Annotated in this window: 19 protein-coding genes; all 19 read left to right on the top strand. The window is 53.2% G+C overall.

Annotated elements, in window-relative coordinates; all coding sequences use genetic code 11:
- Nucleotides 1-4 precede the first annotated feature (4 nt).
- A complete protein-coding gene (gene nuoN, locus P1U45_RS13250; RefSeq protein ID WP_301059492.1) occupies nt 5-1,423 on the top strand; it encodes an NADH-quinone oxidoreductase subunit NuoN in 1,419 nt (472 codons plus the stop codon).
- A gap of 6 nt (nt 1,424-1,429) precedes the next feature.
- Nucleotides 1,430-2,197: a biotin--[acetyl-CoA-carboxylase] ligase gene (locus P1U45_RS13245; RefSeq protein WP_301059491.1), complete on the top strand. Its 768-nt coding sequence runs from the start codon at nt 1,430-1,432 to the stop codon at nt 2,195-2,197.
- A gap of 3 nt (nt 2,198-2,200) precedes the next feature.
- Nucleotides 2,201-2,971 carry a type III pantothenate kinase gene (locus P1U45_RS13240; RefSeq protein ID WP_301059490.1) on the top strand — a complete coding sequence of 257 codons (771 nt, stop codon included), beginning with the start codon at nt 2,201-2,203 and terminating at the stop codon, nt 2,969-2,971.
- Nucleotides 2,972-2,976: 5 nt separating this feature from the next.
- A complete protein-coding gene (locus tag P1U45_RS13235) occupies nt 2,977-4,647 on the top strand; it encodes a ribonuclease J (RefSeq protein WP_301059489.1) in 1,671 nt (556 codons plus the stop codon).
- Between the two features lie 24 nt (nt 4,648-4,671).
- Complete coding sequence (mce, locus tag P1U45_RS13230; RefSeq protein WP_301059488.1) at nt 4,672-5,082, top strand: methylmalonyl-CoA epimerase; 411 nt, start codon at nt 4,672-4,674, stop codon at nt 5,080-5,082.
- Nucleotides 5,082-5,333, top strand: coding sequence for a DUF1467 family protein (locus tag P1U45_RS13225; RefSeq protein ID WP_301059487.1), 252 nt, complete (start codon nt 5,082-5,084; stop codon nt 5,331-5,333). Before mce ends, P1U45_RS13225 begins: the two co-directional genes overlap by 1 nt.
- Before the next feature lie 67 nt (nt 5,334-5,400).
- On the top strand, nt 5,401-6,723 hold the full coding sequence (gene proS / locus P1U45_RS13220) for a proline--tRNA ligase (RefSeq protein WP_301059486.1): 1,323 nt from the start codon (nt 5,401-5,403) through the stop codon (nt 6,721-6,723).
- A complete protein-coding gene (locus P1U45_RS13215) occupies nt 6,720-8,024 on the top strand; it encodes a lipoprotein-releasing ABC transporter permease subunit (RefSeq protein ID WP_301059485.1) in 1,305 nt (434 codons plus the stop codon). Before proS ends, P1U45_RS13215 begins: the two co-directional genes overlap by 4 nt.
- Nucleotides 8,025-8,028: 4 nt before the next feature.
- Nucleotides 8,029-8,727 carry an ABC transporter ATP-binding protein gene (locus P1U45_RS13210; protein WP_301059484.1) on the top strand — a complete coding sequence of 233 codons (699 nt, stop codon included), beginning with the start codon at nt 8,029-8,031 and terminating at the stop codon, nt 8,725-8,727.
- Between the two features lie 42 nt (nt 8,728-8,769).
- Complete coding sequence (dnaE, locus tag P1U45_RS13205) at nt 8,770-12,195, top strand: DNA polymerase III subunit alpha (protein WP_301059483.1); 3,426 nt, start codon at nt 8,770-8,772, stop codon at nt 12,193-12,195.
- 137 nt (nt 12,196-12,332) lie between these two features.
- Nucleotides 12,333-13,124 (top strand): 30S ribosomal protein S2, encoded by a 792-nt coding sequence (rpsB, locus tag P1U45_RS13200; RefSeq protein ID WP_363258523.1) that lies wholly within the window; start codon nt 12,333-12,335, stop codon nt 13,122-13,124.
- 42 nt (nt 13,125-13,166) lie between these two features.
- Nucleotides 13,167-14,081, top strand: coding sequence for a translation elongation factor Ts (gene tsf / locus P1U45_RS13195; RefSeq protein ID WP_301059482.1), 915 nt, complete (start codon nt 13,167-13,169; stop codon nt 14,079-14,081).
- A 68-nt stretch (nt 14,082-14,149) separates the two neighbouring features.
- Complete coding sequence (pyrH, locus tag P1U45_RS13190; protein WP_293608063.1) at nt 14,150-14,893, top strand: UMP kinase; 744 nt, start codon at nt 14,150-14,152, stop codon at nt 14,891-14,893.
- Between the two features lie 10 nt (nt 14,894-14,903).
- Nucleotides 14,904-15,464, top strand: coding sequence for a ribosome recycling factor (gene frr, locus P1U45_RS13185; protein ID WP_293608062.1), 561 nt, complete (start codon nt 14,904-14,906; stop codon nt 15,462-15,464).
- A gap of 20 nt (nt 15,465-15,484) precedes the next feature.
- On the top strand, nt 15,485-16,222 hold the full coding sequence (locus P1U45_RS13180; RefSeq protein ID WP_301059481.1) for an isoprenyl transferase: 738 nt from the start codon (nt 15,485-15,487) through the stop codon (nt 16,220-16,222).
- The gene (locus P1U45_RS13175; protein ID WP_301059480.1) at nt 16,219-17,052 is read left to right on the top strand and encodes a phosphatidate cytidylyltransferase; all 834 of its coding nucleotides are present in this window, start codon (nt 16,219-16,221) and stop codon (nt 17,050-17,052) included. Before P1U45_RS13180 ends, P1U45_RS13175 begins: the two co-directional genes overlap by 4 nt.
- Nucleotides 17,052-18,224 (top strand): 1-deoxy-D-xylulose-5-phosphate reductoisomerase, encoded by a 1,173-nt coding sequence (dxr, locus tag P1U45_RS13170; protein WP_301059479.1) that lies wholly within the window; start codon nt 17,052-17,054, stop codon nt 18,222-18,224. The genes P1U45_RS13175 and dxr overlap by 1 nt, the downstream gene beginning before the upstream one ends.
- A 20-nt stretch (nt 18,225-18,244) precedes the next feature.
- A complete protein-coding gene (locus tag P1U45_RS13165) occupies nt 18,245-19,438 on the top strand; it encodes an RIP metalloprotease (protein ID WP_301059478.1) in 1,194 nt (397 codons plus the stop codon).
- Between the two features lie 44 nt (nt 19,439-19,482).
- Nucleotides 19,483-22,026, top strand: coding sequence for an outer membrane protein assembly factor BamA (bamA, locus tag P1U45_RS13160; RefSeq protein WP_301059477.1), 2,544 nt, complete (start codon nt 19,483-19,485; stop codon nt 22,024-22,026).
- Nucleotide 22,027: the final 1 nt, after the last annotated feature.

Genomic DNA, 22,027 nt, shown 5'->3' with positions numbered 1-22,027 from the left:
GACCATGAACTGGGACGAAATCTTCGCAGCAGCTACGCCCGAGCTCTACCTCGCATTTGCGGGTCTGGTCGCGGTTGTTCTTGGTGCTGTTCTTCGCGAACGTTTTGCAACGGTTTCTATCAAGGCCGGCGCGCTGATCCTTCTCGGTGCTTGTGCGCTCTCGCTCTTCAACATTGAAGGCGGCGTTGCATTCAACGGACTTTGGGAAACGGATCGTTTCACGAACCTTGCTAAAGCGGTTTGTTACTTCTGCGCGGGTGTGGCTCTTCTGATCGCGGAATCATATCTCGTGAAAGAGCGCCTTATCCGTTATGAGTACGCGCTTCTGGTGATCTTCGCGTCGCTCGGTATGGGCATCACGCTCTCTGCTAACGATCTGATGACGCTTTACCTCGGCATCGAGACGCTCAGCCTATCATCTTATGTGCTTGCAGCGTTCAACCGGGACAGCCAGCGGTCTTCTGAAGCGGGTCTGAAGTATTTTGTACTTGGTGCGCTCGCATCCGGTCTGATCCTCTACGGCGCATCGCTTGTGTACGGTTTCTCTGGTTCGACGAACTATGACGCTATTGCGCAGGCCGAGTTCGGTATTGGTCTCGTGTTCGGGCTTGTGCTGTTGATTACCGGTCTTGCGTTCAAAGTATCTGCGGCGCCACTACACGTCTGGACGCCGGATGTATATGAAGGTGCGCCGACACCGGTTGTCGCATTCTTCGCGTCAGCGCCAAAGCTTGCGTCTATGGTTGTCTTTGCGACCATCCTGTTCGAGGCCTTCGGAAACGCAATTGACCAGTGGCAGGATGTCATCCTGATTATCTCTGGTGCATCCATGCTGATCGGTGCTTTTGGTGCTCTGCGCCAGACAAATCTGAAGCGCCTGTTTGCGTATTCTTCAATCGGCAATATGGGCTATGCGCTTATTGCGCTCGCCGCAGGTGAAGAAATCGGCGGCCCAGCTCTGCTTGTTTATATGGTGATCTATGCGTTGTCCCAGCTCGGGATTTTTGGTGTGCTTTTGTCAATGCGCCGTCGTGGTGGCATGGTCGAAGACATTTCCGAGCTTTCAGGCCTCTCGTCCACAATGCCTTGGCTCGCAGTCTGTATGACAGCTCTTGTGTTCTCTGTGGCGGGTATTCCTCCTCTGGGCGGCTTCTTTGGTAAGCTGGTTGTGTTCCAGGCTGGTGTTGAAGCGGGTCTATGGCCAATCGTGATTATTGGCGTGATCGCGTCAGTCGTTTCGCTCGGCTACTATCTCCGCATCATCATGATCATGTGGGGTGGCGACAAGCTTGCACCGTTCGAAAACATGTCCGGCACTGTCGGCATCACGGTCAGTGCAGCCACTATCCTTGCTTTCCCGGTTTTCACCGTAGTTATCGGTTGGATGATGTCACTCGCCGGTGGCAGCTTCTCGCTCGGTTAAGCGCCAGTGTTCCAGCTGAACGCTCTGGCGAATGCCTGGCCAGTTGAATGGTATGATGAAATCGACAGCACATCTGCTCTAGCCGGGCGACGTGCTGTCGAAGGCGTTCAGGAGCCTCTATGGTTCGCGGCCAAAGCGCAGACGGCTGGGCGCGGACGCCTTGGGCGCAAGTGGGTATCCGAAACTGGAAATCTCTACACGACTGCCCTCATCCCGATTGACGGCTTGTCTCCCGCAGTGGCTGGCGTTTCATTGAGCATTGGGCTGGCCGTCAGGGATATGGTCATCGAACTCAGTCAGGGACGGCTCATTCCGGGACTTAAATGGCCCAATGACGTGCGCATCGACGGTGCCAAGCTCAGTGGCATACTGCTCGAAAGCGGCAGATCGTCTCAGACTAAGCAATTCTGGCTGTCTATAGGCATCGGGATCAACCTCGCCTTTGCGCCGGATATTCCTGACTATGCAACCGTCAGTCTCGCAAATGTTTTACCTGATCTTGCGGTGCCTCCTGAAACTGCCCTGGTCGTGCTTGATGGATGTTTACGTAGACGCCTTACGCAGTTTTCCAAGTTCGGCATGTCTTCGGTGATCGACGACTGGATGAAGGCGACAGATCAGATTGGTGCAATTTGTCGCTCAAAACTTGGCGATCAAACCATTGAAGGTGAGTTTCACGGGCTGGACGAGCACGGTCATATGTGTCTGAACACCTCAACCGGCGAGGTCGTCACGATCACGGCCGGTGATGTTGAGCTTGTGAAGGAACGATAAGCCATGCTTCTGGCGATCGATGTCGGCAACACGAACACAGTATTCGGGCTTCATGACGGGGCATCGTGGGTCGCACAGTGGCGTAGCGCAACCGATAGCACAAAGACAGCCGATGACTATGCGGTATGGCTGACACAACTCTGCCGGATGGATGGTATTCCGTTTGGCGATTTAGACGCCTGCATCATTTCGTCTGTGGTTCCGCAAGCTCGTTTCAATTTTCGCAATCTTGCGCGCCGTTACCTGGATATCGAACCAATGTTTATTGGTGAAGCTTCGGTTGAGCTAGGCGTACCAATCCGGATCTCCAGACCAGAGCAAGTGGGGGCCGACCGTCTGGTGAACGCCGTTGGCGCACATGCGCAACATGAAGGTGCTCTGATCGTAGTGGATAGCGGTACGGCGACGACGTTTGACATTGTCGGCGCTGATGGTGGTTTTGAAGGAGGGATCATTTCTCCCGGCATAAACCTGTCCATGCGTGCACTTCATGATGCCGCTGCCAGCCTGCCACGTATCGCAATTCAAAGACCACCCCAGGTGATCGGACAGGACACAGTGTCTGCGATGCAGTCTGGTATCTTCCTCGGTTATCTTGATCTGATTGATGGTCTTATCCGTAGGATTAAGGCAGAGTACACAGAACCGATGACGGTGATTGGAACAGGCGGTGTTGCATCACTATTTGAAGGTGAGAGCGAAGAGATCGATATCTACGATCCTGATGTCACAATCCGTGGCCTACTTGAGATTTACCGCCGGAATAAAAAATAGAACATATGACAGATAAAGCAGAACTCCTGTTCCTGCCGCTTGGCGGTTGCAACGAAATTGGAATGAACCTCAACGCCTACGCTTATGGTCCGATGCATGACCGGCGCTGGATTATTGTTGATATGGGTGTGTCCTTTGGTGACCTAAGAACGCCCGGTGTTGATGTCATTATTCCGGACCCAGGCTTCATTGAAGAGCAGCGCGATAATATTGAAGCGATTTTCCTTACGCATGCGCATGAGGATCATATCGGTGCTGTCGGGCATCTCTGGCACCGCTTCCAGAAGCCGATGTACGCAACGCCGTTCACCGCAGAACTGATACGCCACAAGCTCAATGACGCAGGCGTAATCGATAAAGCAAAGCTCAACGTTGTCCCGCTCGGTGGCAAGGTGAAAGCTGGCCCGTTTGAGGTCGAGTACGTCACGCTTACACACTCAATTCCGGAACCGAACGGTCTCGCGATCAAGACGCCCGCGGGCACTATTCTTCATACGGGTGATTGGAAAATCGACCCTGATCCGCAAATTGGTGCACCGTTTGATTCGACTGTCCTTGAGAAGATGGGCGATGAGGGCGTTCTCGCCATGGTTTGTGACTCGACTAATGTGTTCGAGGAAGGTGAAGCCGGATCAGAAGGCAGTTGCCGTGATGAACTCGTCGACCTGATCGGAGAGCAGACGGGTAGGGTGGCCGTTACGGCATTTGCATCCAACGTTGCGCGGGTTGAAAGTATTGTTCGCGCCGCCGAAGCGAATGGACGCCATGTCTGCCTCGTAGGCCGATCCATGCATCGCATTACGGCAGCCGCAAAAGCGGTTGGCATGTTGGCAGATTGTGCCGAATTCGTTGATGAGAAAGAAGCTGGCTACCTGCCACCGGAAGCCATTCTTTACCTCTGCACGGGGTCTCAGGGTGAGCCTCGCGCTGCGCTTTCTCGTATTGCACAAGGCAACCACCCTCATGTCACTCTGAACAAAGGTGATACGGTAATCTTTTCGTCCCGTGTCATCCCGGGCAATGAGCGTGGGATCTTCGATCTGCAGAATGCTCTTGCCGAAAAAGGCGTGAAGCTCATCACGGACCGCATGCGGCACATTCACGTTTCAGGTCATCCATGCCGTGACGAACTGCGTCGGATGTATTCATGGGTGCGTCCGCGCATCTCTGTACCTGTTCACGGTGAGCGTCGCCACATCCTCGAACATGCCGACTATGCGAAGTCTCTACAGGTGTCAGAGGCGGTTACACCCAAGAATGGTGACGTCATTCGGCTTGCACCAGGGCGCGCAAAGATCGTTGATGAGGTGCCGACCGGTCGTCTGCTCCTAGACGGCAATCGTCTGATCCCAGAAAACGCTCAGGGTATCCAGGAGCGACGCCGGCTTTCATTCGCAGGCCATGTTACCGTTGCCATTTGTTTTGATGACAACGCGGACATCATCGATGGCCCAGAAGTGTTTGTGCGGGGCTATTCAGAGCCAGATGGCCGAACGCTCGACGAAACAATTGATGCGTTCGATGAGGCTGCTGAAAATGCGGTAGATGGTCTCAAGCGTAAGGCGAGGCTTGACGATGAAACGGTCGAGCGTTCACTTATCCGCGCGCTACGCAAAGTAGGCGAGCGTGAGCTTGGAAAACGTCCGCTGATCGATGTTTCGATCCTGCGGGGATAATCAACAGACTGAAAGCGGGGAAACATGATCGGTCCACTCAACCATGTAGGCGTTGCGGTTCCTTCCATTGAGGAAGCGGCTCAAACCTATCGTGAACTGTATGGCGTAACAGACATTACCGAGCCAGGCGAAATGCCTTCGCAAGGTGTGCGCTTCTGTTTTGTGAATCTCCCAAACAGCCAGATCGAACTGATTGAGCCGCTGGGTGACGATTCCCCGATCCTGAACTTCCTTAAAAAGAACCCCAAGGGTGGCCAGCATCATGTGTGTTTCGAAGTGGAAGACATTCACGAAGCCAAGCGTGAAATGGAAGCTAAGGGCGCGACAGTTCTGAACGAGCCGCGCATTGGTGCGCACGGAACGCCGATTATCTTTATCCATCCGAAAAACTCGAATGGCGTGCTGATCGAGCTAATGGAAACTCCGAAACACTGATGGGTATTTTTTCTGGTTCCGTTGTCTTTCTGATTTCATGGTGGATGGTCTTTCTGGCGGTCCTGCCAATTGGCGTGCGCGGCCAGCATGAAGACTATGTGCCAGACGACGGAACAGAGCCCGGCGCACCTCAGGCCGCAAATCTTTGGAAGAAAGCGATATGGGCGACTATCGGTGCCGCGGTGGTTACGCTGATCGGCTTTATTATCGCGATCAGCGGAATTCTCCCTGAACCGGATCGTATCTGGTAGAAGCTGATTGCGCGCGCCTCAGACGAGCGCTAGATCAGCAAGATATTCTTTTACAGCGAATGGCATTATGAAGCTTTCTAACTATTTCCTGCCTGTTCTCAAGGAAACTCCAGCCGAGGCGACCATCCTGTCGCACCAATACATGCTTCGGGCGGGTATGATCCGTCAGAACGGTGCGGGCATTTACAGCTGGCTGCCGCTTGGCCTGAAGGTGCTCCGTAAGATCGAGACGATCGTGCGCGAAGAGATGGATCGTGCGGGTGCCGTTGAAATGCTGATGCCGACGATCCAGCCAGCCGAGCTCTGGCAGGAAAGTGGTCGTTATGACGATTACGGTAAGGAGATGCTGCGCATTACCGACCGCCATGATCGTGAAATGCTCTTTGGTCCGACCAATGAGGAAATGATTACGGATATTTTCAGGTCTTATGTGCGTAGCTACAAACAGCTGCCCCTAAACCTGTACCACATCCAGTGGAAGTTCCGTGACGAAATCCGCCCTCGGTTTGGCGTGATGCGTGGTCGTGAGTTTCTGATGAAGGACGCTTATTCTTTCGACATTGATGCGGACGCGGCTCGCCGGTCCTATCAGAAGATGTTTTGCGCATATCTGAATACGTTCGACCGGCTCGGCCTGACGGCTGTGCCTATGAAGGCGGATACCGGCCCTATCGGCGGCGATCTAAGCCACGAATTTATCATTCTCGCAGAAACCGGCGAAAGCGAAGTGTTCCTTGATAAGGCGCTTCTTGATGTCCCTGCGCCGGGTATTGATTTCGATTTTGACGGTGACCTCACAACTGAAATCGACAAACGTACCCAGTATTACGCTGCAACCGACGAGATGCATGATGTGTCCGAGTTCGAAGCTGTTCCAGAGGACCGGCGCGTATCCGCTCGCGGTATCGAAGTCGGTCATATCTTCTTCTTCGGCGACAAATACTCTTCGCCGATGAAAGCGGAGATCATGAACGCGGAAGGTAAGAGCGTTCCGGTTCAAATGGGCTCTTACGGTGTTGGTGTATCGCGTCTGGTTGGCGGCATTATCGAAGCGTCTCACGACGAAAAAGGCATAATCTGGCCGAAGTCTGTAGCGCCTTTCGACGTCGGTATCGTAACCGTGAAAGCCAAGTCTGAAGAAATTCAGACAGCTGGTTCTGACGCATATGCACAGCTTCAGAAAGCTGGTTTCGATCCGTTGTATGACGATCGTGATGCCAGTCCTGGTGTAAAGCTCTCTTCAATGGAACTGATTGGTATTCCATACGTCTTAGTCATCGGTCCGAAGGGACTGGAAAAAGGCGTAGTTGAGTTGAAGACGCGCGCTACGGGAGAAGCTCAAGAAATGTCACTCGAAGCTGCCATCAATAAACTGAAAGCGTTAGCGTGAGCTCGGTAGCTCCCGAAGCACTCAAAGACAGACCGTTCGGATATTACGAACGTTCGCTCGCGTTCAGATATATCCGCGCGCGCCGTGAACACGGCGGTGTTGCGATTGTGTCCATTCTGTCTCTGGTCGGTATTGCGCTCGCAGTCGCAGCGCTGATCATCGTCATGTCGATCATGAACGGGTTTCGTGCAGAGCTAATTGACCGTGTTCTTGGTAACTCCGGGCACATTCGCGTTTATTCCGGACAAAACCTCGCAACTGACATCGACGATCTGATCATCCAGCTTGAAGCGAGAGATGATGTGCGCAGCGCTGTACCGATTGTTGAAGGGGCCGTTCTCGCATCTTCGGATGCTGTCGCGCGTGGGGCATATGTGCGGGGGATCAGTCCAAGCGACACTGATGCGTTTGAATTTCTTCAAGGTGATCTTTACCGCGGAAGCATGGAGACCTTTGGTGACGGGCGTTTTGGCGGTGATGACATCATCATCTCAGAGCGCTTGGCCCGGTCTCTATATGTGACGGCCGGTGATTCACTCACTCTGATCGCTCCCGAAGGCGCTGCGACTATGGGCGGCGTCATTCCGCGGCGCAAAGTGTACAACATTGCAGGTGTGTTTGAAGTCTTCTCAGGAAACGCAAACCCGCTCGACGACTCTCTGATCATCATGCCGCTAGAGCAGGCTCAGCTGTTCTTTAATTCGCGCGATCGCTATCCGATTGTCGAGCTGAAGATAAATGACCCGCAGGACGTCGATGTTGTGCTTCAAACGCTACAGAGGGAAATCCTTCCGAGAGGCATGCTGACTCAATCCTGGAAAGAGTTGTACCGCGGCATTGTCGGCGCGCTGGAAGTCGAGCGCAGCATGATGCGAATGATTTTTGCTGTCCTGATCACCATCACCGCTTTGAACATCATTACAGGCATCGTGATGCTCGTGAAGAATAAAGCGCGTGACGTCGCGATTTTGCGCACGATGGGCGCAAGCCGCAGCACTATACTTCGCGCCTTCCTGATGATTGGCGGAATTCTTGGTGTGTCCGGTCTGGTGCTCGGTTTGACGTTGGGGCTGCTCTTCTGCTTCAATATCGAGCCAATTCAGGACTTCCTGAATATGCTTACCGGCAATGCAATCTGGAATCCGGATGTTTACGGTCTGCCTTACATTCCGGCGCTAATCGATTGGTCTGAAGTCGGTTTTGCGTCAGCTTATGCCTTTTTGGTGTCGATAATCGTGTCCGTGCTTCCGGCATGGAATGCTGCCAAGCTCGATCCCGTCGAAGCCTTGAGGTCGGAGTAGAGCTATGAGCGTTGTATTACAGCTTTCCTCGGTGGTGAGGACTTACCGGGCAGGCGAAAACGCCGTAGATGTTCTCAAAGGTATCGACCTTGAACTAAGCCGCGGCGAGCTTGTGGGGCTTGTCGGGCCGTCCGGCTCGGGCAAGTCGACGCTTTTACACACAGCAGGTCTGCTTGAAAAACCAGACGATGGTTCTGTGCTCCTCGACGGCGAAGATTGTTTGAAGCTGAACGACCGTCAGCGGACGCTCATGCGGCGCACTCGCCTTGGGTTTGTCTATCAGTTCCACCATCTGCTTCCGGAGTTCAATGCGATCGATAATGTCGCAGCTCCGCTTTATCTCTCGGGCGTCCACCGGAATGTAGCGCGCGAGCGTGCCGTAGAATTGTTGGAAAAGATGGGGCTTGGTCATAGGCTGAATCACCAGCCAATGGAAATGTCTGGCGGTGAGCAACAACGGGTCGCAATTGCGCGTGCCTTGTCGAACCGTCCTAAGATTCTAATTGCCGACGAACCAACGGGTAACCTCGACACAAAAACAACGGAAAGCGTGTTTCAGCAGCTAATTGAAACCGGCAGGACTGAAGGTCTGGCCATGTTGATCGCGACCCATAACCTCGCGCTGACCCAGTATATGGACCGTGTACTGACCCTTGAGGACGGGAAACTCACAACTTTCGAACCTGCGAAGGCTTCTGGCTGAGACCGTTTTCTTCCATGATGGTTAAAGGTCAGGAAGATTATGATGTCTGAAAGCTATAAAACTCCGCGCTTTGTTCACCTCGGTGTGCGTTCTTCATTCTCTCTTCTGGAGAGTATGATTACGTCCGGTGCGTTGAAGTCCTGGGCTGAAGACAATCTAGTCTCCGCCGTTGGCGTTACCGATCACAACAACCTTTTCGGTGCGCTAGAAATTTCAGAATATCTGGCGGGTGTTGGAGTGCAGCCTGTTGTTGGCGTCGCATTTGATGTGCTGCCGGCACTGCATGATGCGCAACCCTACAAACTTACAATCTATGCCAAAGATGAGACGGGCTATGAACGTCTTATGGAAATCGCTTCGGCTGCTTACCTCGAGAGTGAAGATGGCGTTCCGGTTCTGAAGGAGCATCACGCTTTTGAAAAGACCGAGGGATTGATTGCGCTCTCTGGCGGTGCGTATGGGGAGGCAGGTCAAGCGGCTTACCGCGGGAAGTATGAGCAAGTTTTATCCTCCCTGAAGAGGCTAGCTGATGCCTATCCTGACCGCTGTTATGTCGATATTCAGCGACATGACGAACCTGAAGAAATTCAGAGCGAGCCGATGCTCATCGAAGCTGCGTATGAGCTTGGATTGCCGCTCATCGCCATTCAGGATGCAAGATTTTTAAAGCGCGAAGACCATGCAGCTCATGACGCGCTCATGTGTATTCGTAACGGTAGCTATGTTGGCCAGACTGAACGCTATCGGATCACAGAAGAGCACTATCTGAAATCGTCCGATGAGATGGAGGCGCTCTTCGCCGACATTCCTGAGGCTATTGAGAACACTATAGACCTTGCTCATAGGTGCGCTGTTCGCCCGCGTCTGCGAAATCCGATCCTTCCGCACTTCGATGGCGGGTTTGGTCGTAGCGAAGCCGATGAACTTCGCGCACAGGCGAATGAAGGTCTGGAACGACGCCTTGCCGAAGTCGAAAAAATGTACGGCACACGACAGGATTATCAGGATCGTCTCGATTACGAGCTTGGGATCATCGAGAATATGGGCTTTCCGGGCTACTTCCTGATCGTATCTGACTTCATTAAATGGGCCAAAGAGCACGATATTCCTGTTGGCCCAGGTCGTGGTTCAGGTGCGGGGTCTCTGGTCGCCTGGGTATTGCTCATTACAGACCTTGATCCGCTTCGTTTCGGACTGCTCTTCGAGCGCTTCCTGAACCCTGAACGTGTGTCCATGCCTGACTTTGACGTCGACTTCTGTCAGGAGCGCCGTGGTGAAGTCATCCGCTATGTGCGTGACAAATATGGTGAAGCCAGCGTCGCATCCATTATCACCTTTGGTACACTTCAGGCGAAGGCTGTGGTGCGCGATGTCGGGCGCGTTATGCAGATGCCTTACGGGCAGGTGGATCGACTTTCCAAACTGATCCCTTTCAATCCCGCAAAGCCGCCAAAGCTGAAAGACGCGATCGCGGACGAACCGAAGTTTGATGAAGAAAAAGATCGCGACCCTCTGGTCGGTGAAATGCTGGAAAAAGCGCTCGCGCTTGAAGGGCTTTACAGGAACTGTGGTACGCACGCCGCCGGTGTCGTTATCGGCGACAGGCCACTCGTTCAGCTGACGCCGCTTTTCCGCGATCCACGTTCAGACCTTCCGGCGACCCAGCTCAATATGAAATGGGCTGAGCAGGCCGGACTCGTTAAGTTCGACTTCCTTGGCCTGAAAACGCTGACCGTCATCCACCGCGCGCTCAAATTCCTGAATGAGACGGAAACGTCCATGCCGAAGGCGTGGCGCGCCTATGACGACAAGTCGACCTATCAGCTAATGTCTGTAGGCGATACGCTGGGTGTATTCCAGCTTGAGGGGCAGGGTATGCGCGATACCCTGAAGAAAGTGCAGCCGGGTTCAATGGAAGACGTGATCGCGATCATTTCTCTCTACCGTCCGGGCCCGATGGATAACATTCCGCAGTTCGTCGACGTTAAATTCGGACGTGTCGATGCGGACTATTATCACCCGCTTCTGAAACCTATCCTTGAAGAGACATACGGCGTTCCGGTCTATCAGGAACAGGTTATGCGTATGGCGCAGGAGCTTGCGGGCTACTCGCTTGGTGAAGCGGATATGCTTCGCCGCGCTATGGGTAAGAAAAAAGTCGAGGAGATGCTCAAGCAGCGTAAACGCTTTATCGAAGGTGCTGCTGAGAAGGACGTTCCGGAGAAGCAGGCCAGCCATATCTTCGATGTTATGGAGAAGTTTGCCGGTTACGGCTTCAACAAATCTCACGCGGCTGCGTATGCTGCGATTTCTTACCAGACGGGTTACCTGAAAGCGAACCACCCGATCGAATTTCTCGCGGCTTCAATGAGCCTCGATATCCAAAACACGGATAAGCTAGCAGCGTTTTTCCAGGAAGCGAAGCGTCTGGATATCACTGTGCAGGCGCCGGATATCAATCTTAGCAATCCGGACTTCGATGTTCGCGATGGCTCGATCATCTATGCTCTCGGCGCGATTAAAGGCGTCGGTATGGAAGCGATGAGGCATGTTTGCGAAATCCGCAAAGAGCGACCGTTTGATAGCCTTCATGATTTCGCAGAGCGTGTCGATCCGCGTCTGATCAACAGAAAATGTCTGGAGTCTCTCGCTAAATCAGGCGCGTTTGACTCGCTGGAACCAAATCGGGCGCGTGCGCTCGCGGCTGTCGATGTTCTAGTCGCCACGGCATCGTCAGCAGCTGATGATCGTGCAGCAAACCAGAATAGTCTGTTCGGAGATGACAAATCACAGACACGCGCGCCGATACCAAAAGTGCCTGCATGGAGTTCGACCCAGCTTCTGGCTCATGAGTTCAAGGCAGTCGGCTTTTATCTCAGCGGCCACCCGCTCGACGGACTACTTCTCGCAGGCGCCAGAGACAGGATTACCTTCGCCATGGATATCCAGACAGCGGCTCGTGAGAAAGGCTCTCTGGAGATGATGGGTATCGTGCGGGCCAAGAATGAACGGCCAGCCCAGTCTGGCGGCAAGTTTGCTTGGGTCACGTTCTCTGATCCTACCGGCGAGTTCGAAGCTATGGTGCCTCCGGAAACCTTGATGGATATCCGAGACGTTATCGAGACGGGCGCGTCTGTGGTTGTCCGAATCCGTCCCCGCGTGAAAGACGACGAGATACGGCTAACGGTCGACGGTGCCATCCCGCTGGAAAAGGCGGCTCTTGGTGCGCCTAAGGGGCTTATTGTAAGCCTTCTTCCGGGAACGGATCCCGCGACCTTTGTTGAGGTGTCAAAACACCTCGTGAATTTGAGTACGCATGAACGCGGCGAACTTCGTGTTGAGGTGCCGATTTCGGGTAACCGGGTTGCACTGGTAAGCTTGCCCGGGAAGTACGCTGTTGGCACCGCTGCGGCTCAGGCTTTGAAGTCTGCTCCGGGCGTTCGTGCCGTACGTGAACTTGCTGCGTAATCGCGGGTTGCCAGAACGCCTAAACTCTGTATAAGCCACGCCTATTCCGACACGCGGGCAGCACTTTCGTGCATCCGGTGCTGGGTCATGTGACCCGGCTATGCCTGCGGCGGCTAACCGGATAGGAGAAAATAAAAATGGCACTGCCTGAATTCACTATGGCTCAGCTCCTCGAAGCTGGCGTACACTTTGGCCACCAAACTCACCGCTGGAACCCTAAGATGAAGAAATTCATCTATGGTGAGCGTAGCCACATCCACATCATCGACCTTTCTAAAACTGTGCCGCTTTTTCACCAAGCGCTCGTAAAGGTCCGTGACACTGTTGCTAAAGGCGGCCGTGTACTTTTCGTTGGCACAAAACGCCAGGCGGCTGATCCTGTTGCTGAAGCTGCGCAACGTTGCGCTCAGTACTACATGAACCACCGTTGGCTCGGCGGTACGCTGACCAACTGGCAGACTGTTGCTCACTCAATCAAGCGCCTCAAAGAACTCACAGCGCTTCTTTCTGAAGGCGGTAACGTTTCCGGTCTGACGAAAAAAGAACTTCTCAACCGTGAGCGCGAGCGTGAAAAGCTTGAACGTGCACTTGGTGGTATTCAGGATATGGGCGACCTGCCTGACTTGATGTTCGTAATCGATACGAACAAAGAGCAAATCGCGATCAAAGAAGCTAAAAAGCTTGGTATTCCTGTAATCGCTGTTGTTGATACGAACTGCGACCCAGACGACGTCGACTTCCCATTCCCGGGCAACGACGACGCGGCTCGTGCGATCTCGCTCTATGCTAACCTGATTGCTGACGCTGTTCTCGACGGCCTTGCTGAGTCTACTGCTGGTCTCGGTATCGACCTTGGCGAGTCCGAAGACCTCACAGACGTTGCTGCAGCTGACCTTGCTGCTGCTGAGTCTGGCGAAGCAACCGAATAATCACTGACGCTTAGTAACCCCTAAGATAAAGGCAAATTTGACATGGCTCAGATTACCGCTGCATTGGTCAAAGACCTGCGCGAGAAAACTGGCGCGGGCATGATGGATGCCAAAAAAGCGCTCGTAGAGAACGAAGGTAACGTTGAAGCAGCTATCGACTGGCTGCGTGCGAAAGGTCTCTCTAAAGCCGCTAAGAAAGCTGACCGCGTTGCAGCTGACGGCCTGGTAGCTGCAGTCGTTTCTGCAGACAAGAAAACCGGCGTCCTCGTCGAGCTGAACGCTGAGACTGACTTCGTTGCGCGTAACGAAGGCTTCCAGAAATCACTGGTTGGTTTCGCCGAAGCTGCACTCGCAACAGATGGCTCATCAGAAGCTCTGCTGGCTGCACCGGCTGTTGAAGGCGAAGGCACGATCTCTGATCAGATCACGCGTCTGATCGCAACAATCGGAGAGAACATCACGCTCCGCCGCGTTGAAAAGCTTGAGTCGCCTGAAGGCGTCGTCACGAACTACATCCACGGTGCGGCGGCTGATGGCCTCGGTCGTATTGGTGTTCTCGTAGCTCTCAAGGGTGAAGCGTCTGCTGACGAACTCGCCGAAGCTGGTCGTAAAGTAGCGATGCACATTGCAGCGACGAGCCCGGCTGCTGCGACGACTGACGAGCTGGATCCAGAGTTGGTTGCTCGCGAGAAGCAGGTTCTTACAGAACAAGCTCGTGAGTCTGGCAAGCCGGACAACGTGATTGAAAAAATGATCGTTGGTCGTCTGCAGAAGTTCTACAAAGAAGTGGTGCTTGTCGAGCAGCAGTTCGTGATGAATCCAGACGAAACAGTTGCTCAGTTCCTGACATCTCAGAAAGCTGAACTCGTTGGCTTCAAGCGTGTTACGCTTGGTGAAGGCATCGAGAAAGAAGAGTCTGATTTCGCTGCTGAAGTAGCCGCAGCGACTAAAGGCTAGCCAATTCGGCTGGATTGGTTTCACCGAATCCGGCAAAGCTATCTGAAGTTGCCAAAGGAGCCGAACATATGAACGAGACCACAGAAACTTCTCGATCAGATTTTCGGTATAAAAGGGTTCTCCTGAAGATTTCAGGAGAGGCCCTCATGGGCGACACAGGCTTCGGCATAGATATGGCAACCTGTGGCAGGTTTGCCAAAGGGATTGCAGCGTCGGTCAAGGCCGGCGCTGAAATCTGTCTGGTTATCGGTGGCGGTAACATCTTCCGTGGATTGGCGGGCGCTGCTCAGGGAATGGAGCGCGCGCAGGCGGACCATATGGGCATGCTGGCGACCGTTATGAACGCGCTTGCAATGCAGTCCGCGCTCGAAGCGATTGGTGTTCCAACGCGCGTGCAATCTGCCATTCCTATGCATACAGTGTGTGAACCGTTCATTCGTCGCAAGGCAATCCGTCATATGGAAAAGGGCCGCATCGTTATTTTCGCTGCGGGAACAGGCAATCCATATTTCACCACAGACACCGGCGCAGCCCTTCGAGCGGCGGAGATGGGGTGCGATGCGATGCTGAAAGGAACGCAGGTTGATGGCGTTTATTCGGCAGACCCGAAAAAAGTACCTGATGCGGATCGATATGATGAACTAACGTATCAGGACGTACTGGCGCGTGATCTTCGTGTCATGGACGCTTCCGCTGTTAGCCTGTTACGTGATAGCAACATTCCAATCGTGGTTTTCAACCTTCATGAAGAAGGTTCCCTGCATAACGTCCTGACGGGGCAGGGTGTTTGCACGGTTATTTCGAATACCTAAGGGTAGGAACATGTCAGAAGAATATGATGAAAAGGCGCTGAAAAAGCGCATGGAGAAAGCACTTGAAGCTCTCTCAACTGAATTTGGTGGCCTCCGTACAGGCCGTGCATCTGCCAGCCTGCTCGATAATATCACTGTCATGGCGTACGGCGCGCAGACGCCTTTGAACCAGATCGGTTCCGTTTCCGTACCAGAGCCGCGCATGTTAGCCGTGAATATCTGGGACAAGGTCAATGTAGGTGCGGCGGACCGTGCTATTCGTGATTCGGGGCTTGGCCTCAATCCAGTAGTTGATGGTACTAACCTCCGAATTCCAATCCCGCCGTTAAACGAAGAGCGCCGTGCCGAACTTGCAAAGATTGCAGGCAAGTATGCTGAGCAAGCTCGTATCAGCGTACGCAATGTGCGCCGCGACGGCATGGACTCCCTGAAGAAAATGCAAAAAGCCGGCGATATCAGTGAAGACGAACAGAAGGTCTTTTCTGAGGATGTGCAAAAGCTGACCGATCAGTACATCAAACGCGTTGATGAGGCCCTCAAGGCCAAAGAAGAAGAGATCATGCAGGTATAATACCCTGTATGACGGGTTTTATGGCTTCCCCTGATGTTTCCGGACCTAAACACATTGCCATCATTATGGATGGCAATGGGCGTTGGGCGAAACAGCGCGGGTTGCCGCGTCAGCTAGGCCATGAGCGCGGTGTCGAAGCGCTTCGTCGTACTGTGGAATCCTGTCGAAACCTCGATCTTGAGCACCTAACGGTCTTTTCTTTTTCGTCAGAAAACTGGAAGCGTCCGGCCGAAGAGGTTTCCTCTCTCTTCGCGCTCCTGCGATTATACGTAAGCCAGGATTTGAATAAACTGGCAAAAGACGGGGTAAGGGTACGCGTTCTCGGGTCTCGAAAGGGGCTGCCAGATGATATTCTATCGCTCATCGAAATGGCCGAAGCAAAGACAAACCACAACACTCGTTTTCAGCTGAACATCGCCTTCAATTATGGTTCGCGCGACGAGATAGTGGAGGCTGCAAAGGCGCTGGCAAGCGACGTCGAAGCGGGTCGAATGAATGCAGAAGAAATCGATTCAAATGTCTTTGCGTCACGACTTTGGTTTGCCGGCATTCCAGACCCTGATTTATTGATCCGCACTAGCGGCGAGTTTCGCTTAAGTAATTTCCTGCTCTGGCAGATCGCTTACAGCGAGATGATGTTCCTGGACTGTCTCTGGCCAGACTTTTCCGATACGGAACTGATTAACTCCATCAATGCGTATAAATCGCGAGAGCGCCGATTTGGCGGCCTGACGGTGGACGGGCTACAATCGGAATGAATACGTCAGATCCTCGTCGCGGAGACACACTTTCGCTGAGGGTAGTTTCTGCAGCTTTGATGATTCCTGCTGGATTGTTCGTCGTGTGGTGCGGTGGGGTTGTTCTGCTGGCTGCGGGGCTTGCGTGTGCACTACTCATGTGGCGCGAAGTCTGGATCGTCACAACCGAGCGTGCGCTGAACTATGTTGCTCATGTGGTCGCTGCAGGCTTGCTGATTGCAATTTCTATAGCTTATTTCCAGCTCTTGCCGTCTGCCGCCATAGCGGCATTATTTTGCATTTTAGCTTATATAACTATCAGAACGTCTGGGGTGTCATCTGCGATCTGGCTGGTTGGCGGGGCGCTGATTATCGGGCTCGCCGTAAACGGTTTACTGGAATTGAGAGCACGAGACGACGGGCGATTGTACCTTACGCTTATTGTTATGAGTTCAGTATGGATCACAGATATCGCGGCATATTTTGCGGGCCGGGGATTTGGAGGTCCGCAGCTCGCACCCCGCAATAGTCCGAACAAAACCTGGTCCGGCGCTGCCGGTGCCGTGATTTGTACCGCGCTGTTTGGCGCTCTGTGTGCGGGCCTTATGCAAGGTCAATTGTTCAACTGGATCATATATATCGGCCTGGTTAGCGCTATCGCTCAATTGGGCGATCTCGCAGAATCACGCTGGAAGCGAACATTCGGGGTGAAGGATTCGGGTAGCATCATTCCTGGTCATGGCGGAATTCTGGACCGGCTCGATTCTTTTTCGGCGGTTCTGGTTGCGCACGCCATTGCTTTCGGTATTGATCCCTCCTTTCCGGAACATGCGCTAGGGTTGGGTAGATAATGAAAGTAACAATTCTGGGGTCTACCGGATCCATCGGCGTCTCCACCCTGGATGTGATTTCCTATGCGAATTCCGTTGGCGATCAGGCGTTTGAAGTCGACGCGTTGATCGGTGGTCGCAACGCGTCGCTTCTCATTGAACAAGCTAAGACCTTTCGTCCGAAAACGGTCGTGATCCAGGATGAAAGCCAGTTTTTGACTGTAAAATCCGCCCTTGTTGACCATGATATAGAGGTCGCATCCGGCGATGCCGCGGTTATAGAAGCAGCTTCGCGCCCGGTCGATAAGGTCATGGCTTCGATATCCGGGACTTGCGGGCTGCTGCCCACAATGGCTGCGATTGATTCCGGCGCTGACGTCCTGCTCGCAAACAAAGAAACGATGGTTTGTGCAGGACCGATCATGAAGGCGAGCGCCGAGAAATCCGGCTCGAAGATTATCCCGGTAGATTCCGAACACAATGCTATCCTGCAATGCCTCGATGGATCGCAGAAAGTCGAACAGTTTACTTTGACGGCGTCCGGCGGCCCGTTTCGCGACGCGAGCCTGGATATTATTCGTGCGGCCACACCAGAGCAGGCACTAGCTCACCCAAATTGGGCTATGGGTGCTAAAAACTCTCTCGATAGTGCGACCATGATGAATAAAGGTCTCGAACTCATTGAGGCCGTTTATCTTTTTGACATTCCCCAATCCCAGATTGAAGTTCTGGTTCATCCTCAGTCGATTATCCATTCTATGGTTGCCTACTCTGATGGCTCGGTAATCGCTCAGATGGGCACGCCTGATATGAAAACGCCTATCGCCTATGCGCTCGGCCTTCCGGGGCGTGTGCGTACGGATGTGAAGCGTCTAAATCTCGCTGAGCTGGCACGTCTTGATTTCCGGATGCCCGACGATGAACGATTTCCCGCATTAAACCTTGCGCGGCAGGCATCTGATGCCGGTCTCATTGGAACGTGCGTCTTCAACGCTGCGAATGAATACGCAGGAAAAGCATTCCTCAATGGGGAATGCGGTTTTCTGGATATCTCTGCGCTTGTAGAGTATTCCCTGCACAGGGCACTGGACAGGCAGAGCTCGGAAATGCCACACAATGTTTCGACTGTGGACGATGCTTTGCAGGTCACCGAAATCGTTCGGACCTGGGTTGAAAAGCGTCTGAAGAACTAAAACGGGAAATCCATCTCTTTATGTCGCTTTTGCTTCAAAGCCTTCTCTATCCTGTGATGTTTGTGATTGTGATTTCAATTGTGATCGTGATCCATGAACTTGGTCATTACTGGGCCGGCAGATATTTCGGCGCAGCTGTTGAATCCTTTTCCATGGGATTTGGGAAATCGGTTTACGAAAAGACCGACAAGAACAATACGCGTTGGCGCCTCAATTGGCTGCCGCTTGGCGGGTTTGTGAATTTCGTAGCTGAGGATGGGCTTATCGAGAATGGCGGGGACGTAGAGAGCGACGGCCGAAACTTGCCTCCTGAAAATCAGCCCAAGGGTCGGCCCTTTACTGATTTGAGCGCAGGCGCACGAATTATCGTTGCGCTCGCAGGGCCTTTTGCCAATTTCATCCTGGCGATCGGTATCTTTGCCGTTATCGGAATGGTTTTGGGCGACCCGGTTCAACGTCTTTCAGTTCATTCAGTTTTTGAAGATTCAGTGGCTGAAGAGGCCGGTCTCCAGCCGGGCGATATCTTTGTTGCCGTCAATGGACGCGCTGCGGATCGCCAGAAGGTCATCCTCGAGGAAATTAAAATGTCCGCGAACGATGAAGTGAACATAGAAGTTCTGCGTGGGGCCGAAACGGTTCACATTACGTTGACGCCTAGGCGGGAAACGCTGCAGAACGAACTCGGTATCACCGAACGTACGGGATATATCGGTGTAGAACTCGCGCGGCAGATCGTTGATCGAAATCACCTCAATCCGGTCGCGGCAGTCGGGTACGGCGTGTCCGAGACGTTTTCAACGATTAGCTCGTCAGTGAATATGCTCGGGCGCATCGTCACAGGACGGGAATCGCTGCAGCAATTGTCGGGGCCGGTAGGTATCGCAAGTGTCGCTGGAAACATGGCGCGTACAACGCTTGAGGCCGAGCAGGTCGGCTTGGGTACGCGACTCTACATGCTGTTGATGAGTAACCTTCAGCTAATTGCATTCATTTCTGTAGCGGTCGGTTTTTTCAATCTTCTGCCGTTACCGATTCTCGATGGCGGGGTGGTGGTCATCAACACTTACGAAGCCGTAACTGGGAAAGGGCTCTCAGAAGAGCTACTGCTGAAGTCAAAGTTTGTGACCCTCTTATTTCTTGCCGCTTTGGCAATTTTCATCACTCTTGGTGATTTTGAAGAGGCTGGACTTCTTGAGGTTTTCCGCGGGTTGTAGTTTGTACTCTCGGGGCATGTTGATTTGATAGGAACGGGTAAGTCATGCGGTCAATTTTAGCCAGCGCAGTAGCGCTCTCTTCCATTATCGCTGGTACGACCGTTTCTGGTGGTCTGCTGGCGCCGGAAGCGCATGCTCAGGCGGCAAGTTCCGACTTGATCCGTCGTGTGATCGTTCAGGGTAACGAACGTATTGAAGCGCGAACGGTCGAATCATATTTGCTTCTGGAGCCGGGGCAGCCGTTCGATCCGGAACGTGTCGACCTTTCCCTGAAGACTCTGTTCGAAACCGGCCTGTTTGCTGACGTTATCATCGCGCGCGACGGGGATAATCTCGTTGTTCAGGTCGTCGAAAATCCGATCATTAACCAGGTGATCTTTGAAGGTAACCGCGCTCACGACGACGAAAAGCTGAGCGAGGAAATTCAGGCGGCTCCGCGCGGCGTCTTTACAGCTGCGCGAGTTCAGGCTGACGTCCAGCGTATTCTGGAAGTGTATCGACGTTCAGGCCGTTTTTCCGTTGATGTCACGCCTCAGTACGTCCCTCTGGACCAAAACCGTGTTGATCTGATTTTTGAAATCACAGAAGGTCCGGTGACAGGGGTTCGCTCGATCAACTTTATCGGCAACGAGGTTTATGCAGACCGTCGACTTCGCAGCGAGATTGTAACGCGTCAGTCCCGTTTCTGGCGCTTCTTCAGCTCAAACGACAACTATGACCCAGACCGCCTTGAATATGACCGCGAGCTTCTGCGCCAATTCTATGCAAACCAGGGTTATGCCGACTTCCGGGTTGTTTCTGCCGTTGCTGAACTGACACCAGACCAGGAAGACTTCTACATCACGTTCACAATCGATGAGGGTGAGCAGTATGACTTCGGTGAAATCACGGTTGAAACCGCACTCGACAAGCTGAATTCAGACACGCTTGAAGCCATTATTCCGATCCGTGAAGGTACGTTGTTCCGTGGCGATCTGATCGAAGACACGGTTGATTCTCTGACCTTCGCTGCCGGTATTGCTGGTTACGCGTTCGTGGATGTTCGTCCTCGTATCGAGCGCGATCCAGAGACACGTAAAGTAAACATCGTATTCGCCATCGATGAAGGTCCTCGCGTTTACATTGAGCGTATCAACATCGTAGGGAACACACGTACGCTCGACAGGGTTATCCGTCGCGAAATGCGTATTTCCGAAGGTGATGCGTTCAACCGAGTCCTGATTGACCAGTCTCGTAACCGTATCCGTCGCCTCGGCTTCTTCGAGGATGTAGAAATCGAAGAAAACCCTGGTTCTCTGCCAGACCGTACAGAAGTAGATGTGCGCGTGACTGAAGGCCCGACCGGTGAGGTGTCTTTCGCGGCGGGCTTCTCGTCTGTCGACGCATTCCTGCTCGACTTGAACTTCACAGAACGTAACTGGCGCGGTCGCGGCCAGTATCTGGCAAGCCGTATCCAGACGAGCTCTCGTCAGCAAACAATTGATTTCCGTTTCACAGAGCCACGCTTCCTCGACCGTGACCTTGTTGCGGGTCTGGACGTGTTCTCTACACGAACTGACTTCCTCGATATCGCGGATTACGAGACCCAGACTATTGGTACGAGTGGCCGTATTGGCTTCCCGCTGACTGACCGTATGAATATGAACCTGCGCTACACATTGCGTCAGGACGACGTTCAGATCCGTGACCGCGATATCGTGATTGATGCCAACGGTCGAATTGTCCGTGATACCGACTTCCCGTTCTTCATTGTTTCTGTCGAACCAGTTCCCGCGAACGTGCCGACGGGTGGCCAGATCGTCGACCAGTGTGATCTAGCGAACCTTGATCGCACATCGCTCTGTCGCCAGGAACGCACTGACTTGTCGTCTATCGTGGGCTACAGCTTCAGCTGGGACCGCCGTAACGACCCAATCCGTCCGACACGTGGTTTCGACCTTGGTTTCAGCCAGGAATTTGCCGGTTTTGGTGGTGACGTTTTCTACGTGAAAACGGAAGGTGCAGCTACGCTGTACCGCGGTCTTTGGAGAGACTTTATTGCGTCACTCCGATTCAGCGGTGGTTACGTATCATCGTTCAATGATGATGATCTGCGTATTAACAACCGCTTCTTCCGCGGCGGTAATACCTTCCGTGGATTTGACGTCGCAGGCCTCGGTCCACGTGACGTGATCATCGACATGGATACGACAGGTAACGTCACGAACGTTCGTCGTGCGAGTAATCAGAGCTCTCTTGGTGGTAAAATGTATGCCGTCGGTACGCTCGAACTCGCCGTTCCAAATTTCCTCCCGGAAGAATACGGTATTCGAACGTCACTGTTCACCGAATTCGGTACTGTGGGTCTGCTCGACGAAGCGGACCGCACTCCAGAGCAGGTGTTTGAAGTCACAGATGCAAATGGTGACGTGACGGGCTACCAAATTCTTCGTACAGAGGATGAAGCATCGCTCAGGGCGGCTGCGGGGATCAGCATATTCTGGGATTCACCGTTCGGACCAATCCGGTTCGACTTCTCCCAGATCCTGGCAAGTGAAGAGTACGACCGGACGGAGACATTCCGCTTCAGCACGTCTACTCAATTCTAAA

Origin of the sequence: Ponticaulis sp., from assembly GCF_029210165.1 — a bacterium.
In the GTDB taxonomy this organism is placed as follows: Bacteria; Pseudomonadota; Alphaproteobacteria; order Caulobacterales; family Hyphomonadaceae; genus Ponticaulis.
The sequence above is the reverse complement of the archived record's forward strand: the minus strand, read 5'-3'. Positions and strand labels throughout refer to the sequence as shown.

Excerpts from the sequence above, each read along its gene's own strand:
- nuoN (WP_301059492.1), top strand. The coding sequence starts at position 5 with ATGAACTGGGACGAAATCTTCGCAGCAGCTACGCCCGAGCTCTACCTC.
- P1U45_RS13240 (WP_301059490.1), top strand. The coding sequence starts at position 2,201 with ATGCTTCTGGCGATCGATGTCGGCAACACGAACACAGTATTCGGGCTT.
- P1U45_RS13235 (WP_301059489.1), top strand. The coding sequence starts at position 2,977 with ATGACAGATAAAGCAGAACTCCTGTTCCTGCCGCTTGGCGGTTGCAAC.
- mce (WP_301059488.1), top strand. The coding sequence starts at position 4,672 with ATGATCGGTCCACTCAACCATGTAGGCGTTGCGGTTCCTTCCATTGAG.
- P1U45_RS13225 (WP_301059487.1), top strand. The coding sequence starts at position 5,082 with ATGGGTATTTTTTCTGGTTCCGTTGTCTTTCTGATTTCATGGTGGATG.
- proS (WP_301059486.1), top strand. The coding sequence starts at position 5,401 with ATGAAGCTTTCTAACTATTTCCTGCCTGTTCTCAAGGAAACTCCAGCC.
- P1U45_RS13210 (WP_301059484.1), top strand. The coding sequence starts at position 8,029 with ATGAGCGTTGTATTACAGCTTTCCTCGGTGGTGAGGACTTACCGGGCA.
- dnaE (WP_301059483.1), top strand. The coding sequence starts at position 8,770 with ATGTCTGAAAGCTATAAAACTCCGCGCTTTGTTCACCTCGGTGTGCGT.
- rpsB (WP_363258523.1), top strand. The coding sequence starts at position 12,333 with ATGGCACTGCCTGAATTCACTATGGCTCAGCTCCTCGAAGCTGGCGTA.
- tsf (WP_301059482.1), top strand. The coding sequence starts at position 13,167 with ATGGCTCAGATTACCGCTGCATTGGTCAAAGACCTGCGCGAGAAAACT.
- pyrH (WP_293608063.1), top strand. The coding sequence starts at position 14,150 with ATGAACGAGACCACAGAAACTTCTCGATCAGATTTTCGGTATAAAAGG.
- frr (WP_293608062.1), top strand. The coding sequence starts at position 14,904 with ATGTCAGAAGAATATGATGAAAAGGCGCTGAAAAAGCGCATGGAGAAA.
- P1U45_RS13180 (WP_301059481.1), top strand. The coding sequence starts at position 15,485 with ATGGCTTCCCCTGATGTTTCCGGACCTAAACACATTGCCATCATTATG.
- P1U45_RS13175 (WP_301059480.1), top strand. The coding sequence starts at position 16,219 with ATGAATACGTCAGATCCTCGTCGCGGAGACACACTTTCGCTGAGGGTA.
- dxr (WP_301059479.1), top strand. The coding sequence starts at position 17,052 with ATGAAAGTAACAATTCTGGGGTCTACCGGATCCATCGGCGTCTCCACC.
- P1U45_RS13165 (WP_301059478.1), top strand. The coding sequence starts at position 18,245 with ATGTCGCTTTTGCTTCAAAGCCTTCTCTATCCTGTGATGTTTGTGATT.
- bamA (WP_301059477.1), top strand. The coding sequence starts at position 19,483 with ATGCGGTCAATTTTAGCCAGCGCAGTAGCGCTCTCTTCCATTATCGCT.